The sequence below is a fragment of the Stenotrophomonas sp. 2201_Sma genome, from assembly GCF_056486685.1.
This window is the reverse complement of sequence record NZ_CM151329.1, coordinates 2942437-2957089: the sequence shown is the minus strand read 5'-3', so window position 1 is coordinate 2957089 and position 14653 is coordinate 2942437. Positions and strand designations below refer to the sequence as shown.

Sequence of the window (14653 nt, the reverse complement as noted above, 5' to 3'; positions counted from 1 at the left end):
CTATCGGCGGGTCTCGTTCGCTCACTATTCCCAATACCTGTCCGCGCTCCTTGCCCTGCCAGACCTTCTGGCGATCGACGGTACTCGCATCAGGTAGGTAATTGGGTCACAGGCTGGCGTAAATAGTGCCGCGGCGTGACCCTGAACCATTGCGCTTCCGTCCTAGCTGCGCCCGGCTTTCGAGTTGAATCTGTCATTGGAGTTATGAAGGGTGGGCGGACAAGCCTGCAGGATGAATTTCATTGATTCATGGGGACGCGAACACGGACGTAAGTGCCTCGGCCCGGCTGGCTGTCCAGATCAACCGAGCCGCCGTGCTTCGACACCGCCGCCTGGACGATGGCCAGCCCGAGCCCGCTGCCCGGTTTCCCGACCGACGTACTGCCGCGGTAGTGGCGCTCGAAGGCCAGGATGCGGTCTTCCTCGTCCATGCCGGGGCCGTGGTCGCCGACCTGGATCAGGACCATGCCGTTGTCTGCGGTCGCCCGCAGGTCGATGGGCGATCCGGGAGCGTACTTGCGCGCATTGTCCAGCAGGTTGCGGATGATCTCGCGCAGCATGGTCGGGTCCATGCAAACACGAAGTCCGGGAGCCGCCTGTACGGCGATCACGCGATCCGGTTCCAGTTGCCTGACCTCGGCCGCGAGTTCTTCCAGCGTCGGCACGAGCGCGATCCATTCGTTCGATGGGCGACGCATGACATCCAGCCGGGCCAGCAGCAACACGTCGGCGACCAGGGCGCTCATCCTTTTGACCTCCTGCTGCAGGCCATCGAGCTGGGTATAGGCGCTGGTATCGCCAGGGCGGATGGCGTGCCGCAGGTTGTCGAGCGAGGCGGACATCACCGCCAATGGCGTTCGCAACTCGTGCCCGGCCTCGGCCAGATGGCTTCGCAACCTTGACTCCTTTGCCTGGGCGTCGCGTGCGACCGTGGCCTGGGCCAGTTGCGCGATCAGGTATCCGACCAGCGCCGACAGCACCAGGCTGATGGCCGACACTGCCCAATAGCGCTTCAGCACGCCCGGACCCACGCGCGGATAGACCAGCAAGGCCATCAGCAGGATCGCCAACGCCAGCACGCAGCACACCGCGGCCGAAATCCAAGCCGTTCGCGTGGAGCGCTTCATCCGATTTTCTCCTCGATGCGCAGTGTGTAGCCCACGCCGCGCACGGTCTGGACCAGACGCGGGCTTCCATCGGCCTCCAGCTTCGCACGCAGCAAGGACACGAATCGATCCACCGTTTCCGTACCGACTTCGGCGTCCACTCCCCAGACCGACTCCAGCAACTGGCTCTTGCGGAAGACCCGCCCCTGCTCGCGCATCAGGCCGACCAGCAGATCGAACTCACGCGCGGACAGGGCCAATGGCGAATCCGACTTCCATGCGCGGCGCCTGAGTGGATCGACACGCAGATCCGCATACGCCAGCAGGTCGCTCGATCCCGCTCCGCGCCGAAGGTGCGCCACCAGCCGCGCCTTGAGTTCGTCCATGGCAAAGGGCTTGGTGAGGTAATCGTCGGCCCCGCCCTCCAGCGCCACGATCTTGTCCCCCAGTTCGGTGCTTGCCGTGAGCATCAGGACCGGCACCTGTGTGCGTTTGCGGATGAGCGGGAGAAGCGCCAGGCCATCGATGTCGGGCATGGCCAGGTCCAGCACGATGGCGTCCGGGCGGCGCTGTGCGATGCGCGCCAACGCCTCCCGACCGTTGGCGGCCGTGTCGACCTCGAACCCGCGCAAGCGCAGTGCGACTTCCACGGCGCGGCGCAGGTTGGGTTCGTCGTCGACGACCAGGATGCGGGGGCTCTGCTGCATGGGGTGCCTCTGCGGTGCCGGCTAAACCTAAACCAACCAGCCGCAGCGCATCCAGCCGGCTTTCCGGATTCCTTCCGATATCGCTCTCGAGACTGGCGGTGTCCGATCCGGGACAGTCATGGAGATACGACGATGAAGAAGCAGAATACGGTGATCCTGATGCTGGTTTTGGCCGTTCCACCGGCGTGGGCCGCCCAGGATACCGGCGTCAGCGGCAACGGGATGGCGGCAGGCCAAGGCTCGGCGAATGGACAAGGCCTCGCTGTCGGCCAAGGGGAGGCCAGCGGGACCGGCACGGTCTACTACCGCGGCGAAGATGGACTTATCCATCGCAAATCGGGTACCGGAACCGTGGATGGCCGTGGCGTCGCGGTGGGCGCAGGCGAGGTGGACGGAAAGGCACTGGTCGCCGGCCATGGGCGGGTCGAAGGGGATGGCGCCGTCCGGCCCACGCATGGGAACACCCCTGTCAGCGGTGCCATCGGAAGCGGCACGGCCACGGGAACAGGGGCGGCCATCGGCAAAGGTCAGGCCAGCGGAACGGGGACGGTGTATTACCGGGGCGAAGATGGCCGGATCCACCGCAAATCGGGCACCGGTTCGGTGGCCGGACGGGGCGTGGCCATCGGAGATGGTTCCGTCAAGGGCAAGGCCGCCGTACGAGGCAAAGGCCAGGCCCATGGCTATGGCATCAAGCGGCCTTGATAGCCAGACGCGCGGCGCCCCGGTCGTCTGACTGGGGCGATCACGTAGCTGGCTGTTACCCAAATGTGATCACTTGACACGTCAGCGCGGCATCCAGCAAGGCGTTGTCCCTGGCGTGTCTTCCACATCGAGCAAGAAGGAGCATGCAATGCACACTGCCATTCGCTGGATCGCCCCGATGCTGCTCTCCACACTGGCCGTTACCGGCTGTGCTGCCGCCCAGCACCGGGATTGGGACAACAATCCGCCCGGCCCCGCCGGCGGCCCCGGCACCAACTGGGAAAACCCGCCGGGCTGGCGTGGCGGTCCGGGCGCTTCGCCCAACCAGCGTTTCTACCGGCGCGACGGCGTGCGTTACGAGTTCAAGCTCGTCAGCGGCGGTTATTACTACAGCCCGCGCTGGGGCTATTGGCATCCGCGATACGGCTTGTGGAACCAGGGCCGCCGCTGCTGGATGGATATCGACAACAACCCGCCAGGTCCGGCCGGTGGCCGGGGCACCAACTGGGAAAACCCGCCGGGCTGGCGCGGCGGGCCGGGGGCATCGCCGGATCGGTTCGACCGTTGCCGTTGAACGTGCGTCCCGGACCCGCTTGTCGGACGCCACCTCGAACGATGTCTCATCACATGAGCACTGAAGGTCGTCACGCATGAACCGTCAGCACGCTGTCAGCGCGGCCAATCGTTTTGGCCTGGGCGCCCGGCCCGGTGAGATCGATTCGATCACCGACCCGCAGGAATGGCTCCTGGCGCAGTTGCGAATGCCGGCTTCGGAGCCGGCGTTGGCCGAATTGCCCGGCAGCCTGGAATATCTGCGCCAGGACATTGCCCTGCGGCAAACCCGGCGCGAATCCAGGCAACGCGGCCCGGCCGGGGGCGCGATGCCGCTGGCCAGGCGCCAGCGGCAGGCGCAATTGCATGAACTGCTGCTGCGCCACCAGGTTGCCGTGGCCAGCCCGACCAGCTTCAGGGAGCGCATGGTGCGGTTCTGGTCGAACCATTTCGCCGTGTCCGTGGACAAGCGCGTGGCGGCGCCCTATGCCGCGCCGATGGAGCGCGAAGCGATCCGCCCGCACGTGCTGGGGCGATTCGCCGACATGCTGCTGGCGGTGGAAACCCATCCGGCGATGCTGCGATTCCTGGACAACACGCGATCGGCCGGGGCGGACTCGAAACTGGCAGTCCGCGCACATCGGCGGAATCCGGAGCGGGAACTCGGGCTCAACGAGAACCTGGCCCGCGAGATCCTCGAACTGCACACGCTGGGGGTGCAAGGCGGGTATTCGCAGGCGGACGTGACCGAGCTGGCCAAGGCCATCACCGGATGGAGCGTGCCGGCGCCGCAGGACTTCGAGCGCGGCGCGCCGGTGCGTGCCTTCATGTTCCGCGCCAACGCCCATGAAGGCGGATCGCGCGTGGTGATGGGCAAGCGCTACGCCGAGGACGGACTGGCGCAGGGCCAGGCCGTCCTGGCCGATCTTGCGGTCCATCCCGCCACCGCACGGCACGTGTCGTGGAAGATCGCCCGCCACCTGGTCAGCGACGAGCCGCCGCAGGCGCTGGTGGAGGCGATGGCAAGAACCTGGCTCGCTTCCGGCGGCGACCTGGCGCAGGTATATGCCGCGTTGATCCGCCATCCGGCCGCCTGGGGCGAGTCGGCACGCAAGTTCAAGACGCCCGACGACTATCTGCTGTCGGCTGTGCGCGCCGGCGGCGTGCTGGACAGCTCCCGCCCGCAGGCCCTGTACACCTTGCTGGACAGGATGGGACAACCGCCGTTCACCCCGCGCTCGCCCGCCGGCTTCGCCGACGAGGCCGCACAGTGGAGCGGTCCGGATGCGCTCTGGAAGCGGATCCAGAGTGCGCAGGCGCTGGCCGAGGCCGTACCGGAGGATCGGCTCGATCCGGAAGGTACCGCCCGCGCCATCTTCGCCGACACGCTGGACGAAGAAACGCGGTCCGCCCTGCGCCGGGCCGAGTCGCCGCGTGACGGCCTCGCCCTCCTGTTCGCCAGCCCCGCCTTCCAGTGGAGGATCTGACCATGACGCTGACCCGACGCATGTTCCTGGGCGCTGCCGGCGCGGTGACCACGTTGACCCTGTGGCCGTGGCAGGGCCAGGCCCGGACAGCGGGCGATACCCGGCTGCTGGTCGTGCTTTTGCGCGGAGGACTGGATGGACTGCATACGCTGATTCCCCGCGACGATCCCCAATACCGCAGCCTGCGCGGCAGCCTGGTTCCCGACGATGCACCGGCGCTGGATGGCAGCTTCGCGCTGCATCCGTCGCTGTCCTTCGCGCACGATCTTTATCGGCGCAAGCAGCTGCTGCCGGTGGTGGCGGTGGCCCCTCCGTATCAGGAGCGTTCGCATTTCGACGCCCAGAACTGCCTGGAGAATGGCACCGGTCGCCCCAGTGGCGCCGGGACCGGCTGGCTCAACCGCTGTGCCGGCGCAATGGCCGATGGCGAGGCATTGGCCATCGGCAGCGTGATGCCGCTGATCATGCGTGGCCCGGGGGACGCCGCGACCTGGTCGCCGCCCCTGCCGGAGGACGTCAATCCGATCCTGTTGCAGCGGCTCGAGCCCCTCTATTCGCATGACGCGGCGCTATCCGCCAGTTTTTCCCGGGCAATGGCCACCCAGGGAACAGTCGCCGGCGTGGGCGGCCGCGCAGCGCGCATGGTGGCCGCCACCACGGCGGCGGGGCGCTTCATGGCCAAGGCCGACGGACCGCGAATCGGGTTCGTGGAGGATTCCGGCTGGGACACCCACGCCAACGAAGCCGCGATCCTGAAGAACAAGCTGTCCGAGCTCGACGTGGGACTGCGGGCCTTCCACGAGGCCGCGCAGCCGATCTGGGACCGCACGGTGGTGGTCGTGGTGAGCGAGTTTGGCCGGACCGCCAAAGTCAACGGCACCGGGGGGACCGACCATGGAACGGGAGGGCTGGCCTTGCTGGCCGGCGGGGCGGTTCGCGGGGGGCATATTGCCGGGCAGTGGCCTGGACTGGCTCCGGGCGATCTCAACGAAGGTCGGGACGTGCGCGTGACGACGGACATGAGGGCCTTGTTCAAGGGCGTGCTTGCCGGGCACCTGCGGCTGGACATGAGAACACTGGACACGGCGGTGTTCCCGGATAGCGGCAAGGTGCGCCCGATGGATGGGTTGCTGGTTTAGCACTCGAACCGTCGAGTCCAGGTCGCCGAAGATGCCGATCGGCGGGCGTTGCTGGAAAATCCCTCGACTACTTTGCTACTCCTGCCAGCCGCCACCAACCGCCTTGAAAAGCGCCACCGCATCCTGGGCCAATGCGCCTTGCGCGCTCAGCGCGGTCTGTTGCGCATCGAGCATGCTCAACGTCTCCACCAGCACGTCGCGCTCGCTCGCCGTGCCCAGCATCTGCTCGCGTTGCTTGCGCTGCCAGACTTCCTGGCGGTCGAAGGTCGCACGCGCCGCGTATGCGGCCTGGCGTTGCTGATAACCATAGTCCGACAGCGCATCCTCGGTTTCCTGTAGTGCGCCCAGCACGCTCTGACGGTACTGGGCAACGGTAGCCTCGTAGCCGGCGCGCGCCTGCGCCGTTTGCGATCGACGCGCACCACCGTCGAACACCGTGCCCAGCAGTTGCGCGCCGAGCGACCAGGTTCGCAGCGGCGCATCGAGCAGATCGTCGACGCTGCCGCCGACATAGCCACCGTTGGCCGACAACCCCAGGCTCGGGAAATACGCGGCCTGCGCGGCTCCCACCTGCGCATTGGCAGCCTTGACCCGTGCCTCGGCCGCCATCACGTCGGGGCGGCGCCGCAGCAGTTCGGCCGGCATCACCGCCGGGGGCGCCGGTGCCTCGAACCCGTATTCGGGCCTGGGAGCCAGCACGAACGATGACGGTGCCTGCCCGGTGAGCGCGGCCAGCGCATGCAGGCACCGGGCGCGCGTGGCCGAGGCCGCTTCCAGTCCCATGATGCTGCTGTCCAGTGCGTTGCGCGTCTCCACCACGTCGTTGGGCGAGGCGGTGCCAAGCTCATTCGCCCGTTCGGTCATCTCCAGCAGTCGGCCGTTGGCATCGACCTGATTCTCCAGTAGCGCCATCTGCACTTCGGTCTGGCGCAACGACAGATAGGTGCTGGCCACGGTCGCGGCGATGCTCAGCCGTTGCGCATGCAGATCCTGCGCCGAGGCCTCGGCCTGCGCACTTTGGGCTTCGGCGCGCCTGCGCACGGCTCCCCACAGGTCCAGCTCCCAGCTCACGGTACCCTGTGCAGTAGCTTGCTGGCGCACCTGTCCCTCGCCCAGCCCCTGCGCAGCCGCCGTGTTCTCGCTGCGGCTTTGCGAAACGCCCATGCTGACCTGCGGCCTCCCGGCCGCACGGACCTCGCCGATTGCCGCCTGAGCCTGGCGCCACGCGGCGTCCGCTGCCGCAATGGACAGGTTGGCCTGTTGCGCGCGCTCTTGCAGCTCATTGAGGTCGGGATCGTGCCAGGCCTGCCACCAGGCCTCGCCGTACCATTCAGTCGGTTCCGGGTCGGCACGCGTCCACACCATGCCGCCCTCCTCGAACCGTTCGGGGACGGGCAGGTCGGGCCGGACATAGTCGTGGCCCACGGTGCAGGCCGCCAGCGCCAGAGGCAGTAGCGCGCTGGCGAGCAGGCGCCTGCGAGATCGGGAAATGCGTGTCATGGTGGGGTCCTGCGGTGGAGGGTGCCGAATCGATCCATGAGCACATAGATCGCCGGTGTCGAATAGAGCGTCAGCACCTGGCTGAGCATCAGCCCGCCGATGATCGCCACGCCCAGTGGTTGCCGGAACTCGGAGCCGTAGCCGGAACCGATGACCAGGGGGACTGCTCCCAGGATTGCCGCAAGCGTGGTCATCATGATGGGGCGGAGCCGCACCAGACTGGCACGCAGGATCGCCTCCTGCGGAGACAGTCCCTCGGCGCGCTCGACCTGCAATGCGAAATCGATCATCAAGATCGCGTTCTTCTTGACGATGCCGATCAGCAGGATCACGCCGATCAGCGCGATGATGCTGAACTCGAAGCCCCCCGCCGCCAGCGCGATCAGCGCACCGATGCCGGCAGAGGGCAAGGTGGAGAGGATGGTCAGCGGATGACGCAGGCTCTCGTAGAGCATGCCCAGCACGATGTATACGGCCAGCAGCGCGGTGACAATCAGCAACGGCATCGTCTTGACCGTGTCGGCGAAGGCCTTGGCATTGCCTGCAGGCGCCGCGGCGATGCCTGGGTCCAGGTGCAGCGCATCGACCGCCTGCCGTATCGCGCGTTGCGCCGGTCCCAGCGAAGCGCCGGGACTGAGGTTGTAGGACAGCGTGACGGCGGGGAATTGGCCTTGGTGGGACTGTGACAGGCTGGTCTTCTGCACGCTCCAGCGCGCTATTGCCGACAGTGGCACCAGCTCGCTGCCGTGACCAGGCGTGACGTAGATCTGGTCCAGCGTCGCGGGGTTGCCAGCCTGCGACGGGTCCAGCCCCATGACCACGTGGTACTGGTTCATTTCCCGGTAGATCGTGGAAACTAGGCGCTGGCCGAAGCTATCGTAGAGCGCCTGATCGATGGCCTGCGCCGATACGCCGAGCCGCGCGGCAGCGGGCCGGTCGATCTCGATCTGCGCCTCGACGCTGCCGTCCATCAGGTCGGAGCTGACGTCGGTGATCAACGAAACCTTGCGCATGGCCTGTTCGACCCGCGCAGCGGCCACATCCAGGGCCGCGCGGTTGTCGGCCGACAAGGTGAACTGATATTGCCCGGCCGACTGCCGCCCGCCGACGCCGATGTCCTGCACGGCCTGCAGCGTCACTTGCACGCCGGCCTCATTGGCGAAGGTCTTGCGCAACTGGTCGATGACCACATCCGCGCTGTCCTGGCGCGGATCGTGCAGCGGCTTGAGCGTGACGTAGAGCGCGCCGGCGTTGGAGGCGCTGCTGCCGGTAGCCCCGAGGACGCCGATCACCTGGTCGACGGACGGATTGCCGCGCAACATGCGTACCACTTCGCTGAAGCGATCGCGCATCTGCCCGAAGGAGATGTTCTGCGGCCCATAGACCTGGCCCAGCAGCAAGCCCGTGTCCTGCTGCGGGAAGAAGCCCTTGGGCATGACCGCGAACACGACCAGTCCCAGGCCGACGACCGCAGCGGTAGCCCAGGCCATCAGCCGCGGGCGCTGCAGCGTCCAGCGCAGTGTGCGTCCATAGAAGCCATCGGGGGAAGCGCCCTGCCCATCGGGGTGCCGCGCGTCGTCCGCCGGACGCAACAGCATGCGGCTCATCATCGGGGTGACGGTGAGCGAGATGACCATCGATACCAGCACCGCGGCCGCAAGCGTGACCGAGAACTCGCGGAAGAGGCGTCCGACCAGGCCAGACATCAGCAGCAGCGGAATGAACACCGCCACCAGCGAGACGCTGATTGAGAACACGGTGAAACCAACCTCGCGCGCGCCGTCCAGCGCCGCCTGCACGCGGCTCTTGCCCATCTGCTGGTGGCGCATGATGTTCTCCACCACCACGATGGCGTCGTCCACAACGAATCCGGCCGCGACGATCAGCGCCATCAGCGAGAGGATGTTCATGCTGTAGCCCAGCGCCCACATCACTGCGAAGGTACCCAGCAGCGACAGCGGCACCGCGACCGCCGGCACCAGGGTGGCGCGCCAGTCGCGGAAGAAGACCGCTGTCACCGCGATCACCAGCAGGATCGACACCACCAGCGTCAGCTCCACCTCGTGCAGCGAGGCGCGGATGGTCTGGGTCCGGTCCAGCATCACGTCCAGCTTCATGGTGGCGGGCACGGCGGCCTGCAATTCCGGCAGCTGCGCGCGGACCCGGTCCACGGTCTCGACCACGTTGGCGCCGGGGCGCTTGCTGATGATCAGTGCCACGCCCGGCCGCCCGTTCATCAAGCCGAAGCTGCGGACGTTCTGCGTCGAATCGGTGACCGAGCCCAGGTCGGACAGCCGGACCACCGCGCCGGCGTTGTCGCGCACCACCAGGTCCCGGTAGGCGGCCGCCTGCAGCAGATCGTCGTTGGCGGCCAGCGCGTATTCGGCGTCGCCGACCTGCACCGATCCCTTGGCGCGACGCGCATTGGCACCGTTCAGCAACTGCCGGATCTGGTCCAGACCGATCCCGTACTGGCTCAGCCGCTGCCCGTCCAGCTCCACACGCACGGCCGGCAGCGCGCCGCCACCGACCTGCACATCGCCCACGCCTTCGGTCTGAAGCAGCTTCTGCTGCAGCAACGTGGATGCTGCGTCGTACAGCGCGGCACTGTCATCGGTCTGCGAGGTCAGCGCCAGCGCCATGATTGGCGCTTCGGCGGGGTTGACCTTGCGATAGGTCGGCACGCCGTCCATGTCGCTGGGCAGGCGGCTCATCGCGGCGTTGATGGCGGCCTGCACGTCGCGTGCGGCGCCGTCCACGTCGCGGGCCAGGTCGAACTGGATCACGATGCGCACCGAGCCGCTATAGCTGACCGACGTCATGTCGGTGATCCCGGCGATGGCGCTGAACTGGCGCTCCAGTGGCGTGGCCAACGAACTGGCGACGGTATCCGGATCGGCACCGGGAAGGTTGGCGGTAACGGCGATGGTGGGGAATTCCACCTGCGGCAGCGAAGCCACCGGCAGCATGCGAAAGGCCAGCAGGCCCAGCAGCATGATGCCGACGGCGATCAGAGTGGTGGCCACCGGCCGACGCACGAACGGACCGGACAGATCGATCGCCATGGCTTAGATCCGCTTGGCCAGGGCCTGCTCGGCCGGACGCAGCAACAGGTAGATCACCGGCGTGGAGAACAGTGTCAGCAACTGGCTCACGATCAGCCCACCGATGATGGCCAGGCCCAGCGGGTGGCGCAGCTCCGCGCCCATGCCGCTGCCGAACGCCAGCGGAACGGCGCCCAGCAATGCGGCCAGCGTGGTCATCAGGATCGGCCGGAAGCGCTGCTCGCAGGCGCGCTTGATCGCCTCGGTACCGTCCAGGCTGTGGTCACGCTCCAGCTCCAGCGCGAAATCGATCATCATGATCGCGTTCTTCATGACCATGCCGACCAGCAGCACCACGCCGATGGTTCCGATCACGTCGAACTGGCTGCCGCTCAACATCAGCGCCGCCAGCGCACCCAACACTGCCGAGGGCAAGGTGGACAGGATCGTCAACGGGTGGATGAAGCTCTCATAGAGCATGCCCAGCACCAGATACACCACCAGCACCGCCGCCAGCATCAGAATGGCTTGGCCGGACATGGCGCCGCCCAGGCTGCCGGCCGCGCCTTCCAGATGCAGCGTGACCGCAGCCGGCAGGCCGATGTCCTTGGCAATGGAGTCCAGCCGCTTCACCGCGTCGCCGAGGGTGACGCCATCGGCCAGATCGAAACCGATATCGGCGTAAGGGAACTGCCCCTGACGCTCGAATGATACCGGCGCGTCCCCCGCGTCGATCGTGGCCAGCGCGGCCAGCAAGACAGGGGTGCCATTGGTGCCGGGTACGTGGATGCGCTGCAGCACGTCCCGTATGTCCTGCAGGCCGCCCTTGGCGGCCAGTACGACGTGGTACTGGCTCAGGTCGGTATAGATGGTCGAGACCTGATTCTGACCAAACGCTGCGTACAGTGTGTCATCGATACTGCGCATGTTCACGCCCAGGCGCGAAGCCGCGACCCGATCCACGTCCAAACGTGCCTGCAGGCCCCGGCGGGCTGCCTGGCTGTCCACCGCAGAGAACGCTGGATCGGCTCGCATGGCGGCCATCAGCTTCGACGTCCACTCGGCCAGCAGGCCACGATCGGTGGACTCTAGGCCTGCCGCATAGGGCATGGACGAGGACTGGGTATCGAGTGTCAGGTCTTGGACCGGGCGCAGGTGCAGCACCATACCGGCGCGCTGCGCCTTGTCGGCGAGGCGTTTGATGACTGTGGCGCTGGTGTCCTTTCCCGCCTTCAGGCGCACGAGCATTGGCACGGTCCCGAGCGCGGTGTTGGTCTGGCTCACGCCGGCGCTGATGGAGATGTTCTCCACGGCCGAATCGGCAGCCACCAGCCGCGCTGCGGCCTGCTCGCGCTCTTGGATGCGCGAGAACGCACTGTGCGCATCGACTTGCAGCGCGCCCTGCAGCATGCTGGTGTCCTGCACCGGGAACAGGCCCTTCGGCAGCGCCCACAACAGCGCCAGGGTCAGCACCGTCGCGCCGGCCACGGCAAGCATGACCGCCGCACGGCGCTGCATCAGGCGATCCAGCAATCGTGCATAGCCACGCTCCAGGCGCACGAAGAACCCTGCCTCGTCGTGCTCGGCCTCCGGCTTGAGCACGCGCGCGCACAGCATCGGTACCAGCGTCAGGGTCACGCCTGCCGACACCACGATGGCCACCGAGAGGGTCACTGCAAACTCGCGGAACAGGCGGCCAACCACGTCGCCCATGAACAACAGCGGGATCATTACCGCGATCAAGGCTGCCGACAGCGATACGATGGTGAAGCCGACCTGTCCGGCACCTTCCAAAGCGGCCTGCATGCGCGACTTGCCCATCGCCATGTGCCGGCTGATGTTTTCGATCATCACGATGGCATCGTCGACCAGGAAGCCAGTGGCCACGGTCAACGCCATCAGGGTCAGATTGTTGAGGCTGAACCCCAGCCCATAGATGATCGCCACCGTGCCAAGCAGGGACAATGGGACGGTGATGCCCGGGATGATCGTCGCTGGCCAGTTGCGCAGGAATACCCAGATCACCGCTACCACCAGCACGATCGCAATCAGCAGTTCGACCTGCACGTCGTGAACCGATGCGCGGATCGTCTCGGTTCGGTCGCTCAGTATCTGCAGACGGACCGAGCTGGGCAGGGCGGCCGACAGGCTCGGCAGCGCGGCGCGAATGCCGTCGACGGTCCTGATCACGTTGGCACCGGGTTGGCGCTGGATGCTGATCAGGATCGCCGGCGTGTCGTTCGCGTAGGCCGCCTGTCGCGTGTCTTCCGCTCCGGTGGCGATCTGCGCCACTTCGCGCAGATACAGCGGCGCACCATCGTGCCAGGCCAGCACCAACGATGCATATTCTTCCGGTTCGACCAACTGGTCGTTGGCGCCGATCGCGTAGGCGACCGTCGGACCGTCTATGGTGCCCTTGGGAAGGTTGACGTTGGCGGCGGTCAGGGCCGCCTCGACGTCTGCCAGCGTCAGCCCGTGGCTGGCGAGCTGGCGTGTATCGACCGTAACGCGGACTGCGGGACGGTGGCCGCCGCTGACCGTTACCAGCCCGACACCGGACATCTGCGAGATCTTCTGCGAGATGCGCGTCTCGGCCAACGCCTGCACCTGCGTCAGCGGCAGCACGTCGGACGTCATGGCGAGCGTCAGCACCGCCGTGTCGGCTGGGTTGACCTTGCTGTAGACCGGGGGATAAGGCAGGTCGTCGGGCAGGCGTGCCCGCGCCGCGTTGATCGCGGCCTGCACTTCCTGCTCCACTTCCTCCAGCGAGGTGGACAGGCCGAATTGCAACGTAATGACCGAGGCACCATTGGCACTGCTCGACCGCATACGCTCCAGTCCCGCGATCTGTCCCAGCTGGCGCTCGAGCGGTGCGGTAAGGGTGTTCGCGGTTACGTCGGGTCCAGCGCCGGGATACTCGGTGTAGACCTGCAGGGTGGGATAGTCGACTTCTGGCAGTGCCGAGATCGGCAAGCTGCGATAGCCGATAAGACCGGCAAGCAGTACGCCGACCATCAGCAGTGCGGTGGCCACCGGCCGGCGGATGAAGGTGCTGGAGAGATTCATGGCGTAGGTTCAACGCCCGGCTTGCGCCGGCGCGACCACGCGCACCGCAACACCGTCCTCCAGCGCGTCGATGCCGTCGACTGCGATCTGCATGCCGGGCTTGAGCGCGTCGGCGACCACCACGCTTTGGCTGTCCAGGGTCGGCCCCATCGTTACGTTCTGCAGATGCGCCTTGTCGTCTTTGATCATGAAGACATAGGCACCCTGGTTGCCGTACCGGATCGCCGAAAGCGGCACGACCATGGCGTTTTCCAGTGTCTGCAGATGGACCCGCGCGCTGACGAATTGGTTGGGAAACAATCGGTGCGCGGCATCGTTGAACTGGGCGCGCAACATCACCGTTCCTGTTGCGGCGTCCACGCGGTTGTCGATGGCCTCCAGGCTGCCCTCGGCAAGCACGTCGCCGCCGTCCCGGCCCAACGCATCAACCCGTACAGGACCTTGTCGCCGTGCGTTGAGTACACGGGACATCTGGTCGATCGATAGCGCGAACTTCACCGTCGTCGGCGATACGCTCGTCAGCGTGGCAACGCCGTTGGCATCACCGGATTGCACAAGATTGCCAAGATCCACCGCCCGCAGGCCCACCACACCGTCGATGGGCGCGGTGATCCGGGTATAGCTCAGCTGTACGCGCAGGTTGTCCACCGAGCCCGAGTCCGCCTTGACTATGCCCTCGGCCTGCTGGACCGCAGTCTCTTGCGTGTCGAGCTGCTGGCGCGAGGCGGAGCCAATGTCGACCAGCGCCCGCGTGCGATCCAGGTCGCGGCGCGCGTTGGCGAGTTGTGCGCGATCTCGCAGCAGCGCGCCTTCCGCCGTCTGCAACTGCGCCCGCAACGCACGATCATCGATCGTAGCCAGCAGATCGCCGCGGGCGACCACTTGTCCTTCCCTGAAGTTGATCGAGGCCAACGTGCCTTGTACTTGGGCACGCACGATGACCGTGGTCGATGGCGTGACGGTACCGACCGCGTTCAGAAATACAGGCACGTCGCGTACGGCGATCGCTGTGGTCCGCACGACCCGCGATACATTCTCGTCGCCTTGGCCTGCTTGACGATGTCTAACTAGTAAGCTGGCTACGAGAACGATCACAACGAGCAAAAGGGTAAGCAGCGCCACAGGGCGCCAACGTCGGACTTTCACTGGAATAGGCCACACGGAAGCAAGGAAGGGAGAGAAGGAAGGGCCGAGCCCCGATCGGCATGGATCGATGCGGGGCCGTTACGAACCTTCCTCGTCGGGGCGGCATGGTACGAACGCCGCCTGCCCAATCGGCTTCAAACTGCGCACATGTTGTTACATTCGGTTACAGCCTTGGTCGACCGTCATGGACAAGTGGCTGAA

At 66.5% G+C, this 14653-nt stretch carries 10 protein-coding genes; 4 read left to right on the top strand and 6 right to left on the bottom strand.

Annotation, left to right across the window (positions count from 1 at the left end; all coding sequences use genetic code 11):
* Positions 1-239: 239 nt before the first annotated feature.
* Entirely contained in the window at positions 240-1127 is an 888-nt protein-coding gene (locus ACZLIF_RS13720) for a sensor histidine kinase (RefSeq protein WP_014646125.1), read from the bottom strand.
* The gene (locus ACZLIF_RS13715) at positions 1124-1813 is read right to left on the bottom strand and encodes a response regulator transcription factor (protein ID WP_014646126.1); all 690 of its coding nucleotides are present in this window, start codon (positions 1811-1813) and stop codon (positions 1124-1126) included. The genes ACZLIF_RS13720 and ACZLIF_RS13715 overlap by 4 nt, the downstream gene beginning before the upstream one ends.
* Before the next feature lie 132 nt (positions 1814-1945).
* Between ACZLIF_RS13715 and ACZLIF_RS13710 the strand changes: the two genes are divergently transcribed.
* From ACZLIF_RS13710 to ACZLIF_RS13695, 4 genes are all read left to right on the top strand, one after another.
* On the top strand, positions 1946-2518 hold the full coding sequence (locus tag ACZLIF_RS13710) for a PE-PGRS family protein (protein WP_014646127.1): 573 nt from the start codon (positions 1946-1948) through the stop codon (positions 2516-2518).
* 148 nt (positions 2519-2666) lie between these two features.
* Positions 2667-3092 (top strand): hypothetical protein, encoded by a 426-nt coding sequence (locus ACZLIF_RS13705; RefSeq protein ID WP_014646128.1) that lies wholly within the window; start codon positions 2667-2669, stop codon positions 3090-3092.
* A 76-nt stretch (positions 3093-3168) separates the two neighbouring features.
* Positions 3169-4557: a DUF1800 domain-containing protein gene (locus ACZLIF_RS13700; protein ID WP_014646129.1), complete on the top strand. Its 1389-nt coding sequence runs from the start codon at positions 3169-3171 to the stop codon at positions 4555-4557.
* A 2-nt stretch (positions 4558-4559) separates the two neighbouring features.
* Complete coding sequence (locus ACZLIF_RS13695) at positions 4560-5696, top strand: DUF1501 domain-containing protein (protein ID WP_014646130.1); 1137 nt, start codon at positions 4560-4562, stop codon at positions 5694-5696.
* A gap of 75 nt (positions 5697-5771) precedes the next feature.
* Here the strand turns inward: ACZLIF_RS13695 and ACZLIF_RS13690 are convergent, their stop codons facing one another.
* The 4 genes from ACZLIF_RS13690 to ACZLIF_RS13675 are packed head-to-tail and all read right to left on the bottom strand — an operon-like array spanning position 5772 to position 14326.
* Entirely contained in the window at positions 5772-7196 is a 1425-nt protein-coding gene (locus ACZLIF_RS13690) for an efflux transporter outer membrane subunit (RefSeq protein ID WP_034010241.1), read from the bottom strand.
* Entirely contained in the window at positions 7193-10261 is a 3069-nt protein-coding gene (locus ACZLIF_RS13685) for an efflux RND transporter permease subunit (protein ID WP_019184021.1), read from the bottom strand. Before ACZLIF_RS13685 ends, ACZLIF_RS13690 begins: the two co-directional genes overlap by 4 nt.
* A 3-nt stretch (positions 10262-10264) precedes the next feature.
* Positions 10265-13306 carry an efflux RND transporter permease subunit gene (locus ACZLIF_RS13680; protein WP_014646133.1) on the bottom strand — a complete coding sequence of 1014 codons (3042 nt, stop codon included), beginning with the start codon at positions 13304-13306 and terminating at the stop codon, positions 10265-10267.
* Positions 13307-13315: 9 nt separating this feature from the next.
* Entirely contained in the window at positions 13316-14326 is a 1011-nt protein-coding gene (locus tag ACZLIF_RS13675) for an efflux RND transporter periplasmic adaptor subunit (RefSeq protein ID WP_014646134.1), read from the bottom strand.
* Between the last annotated feature and the right edge of the window lie 327 nt (positions 14327-14653).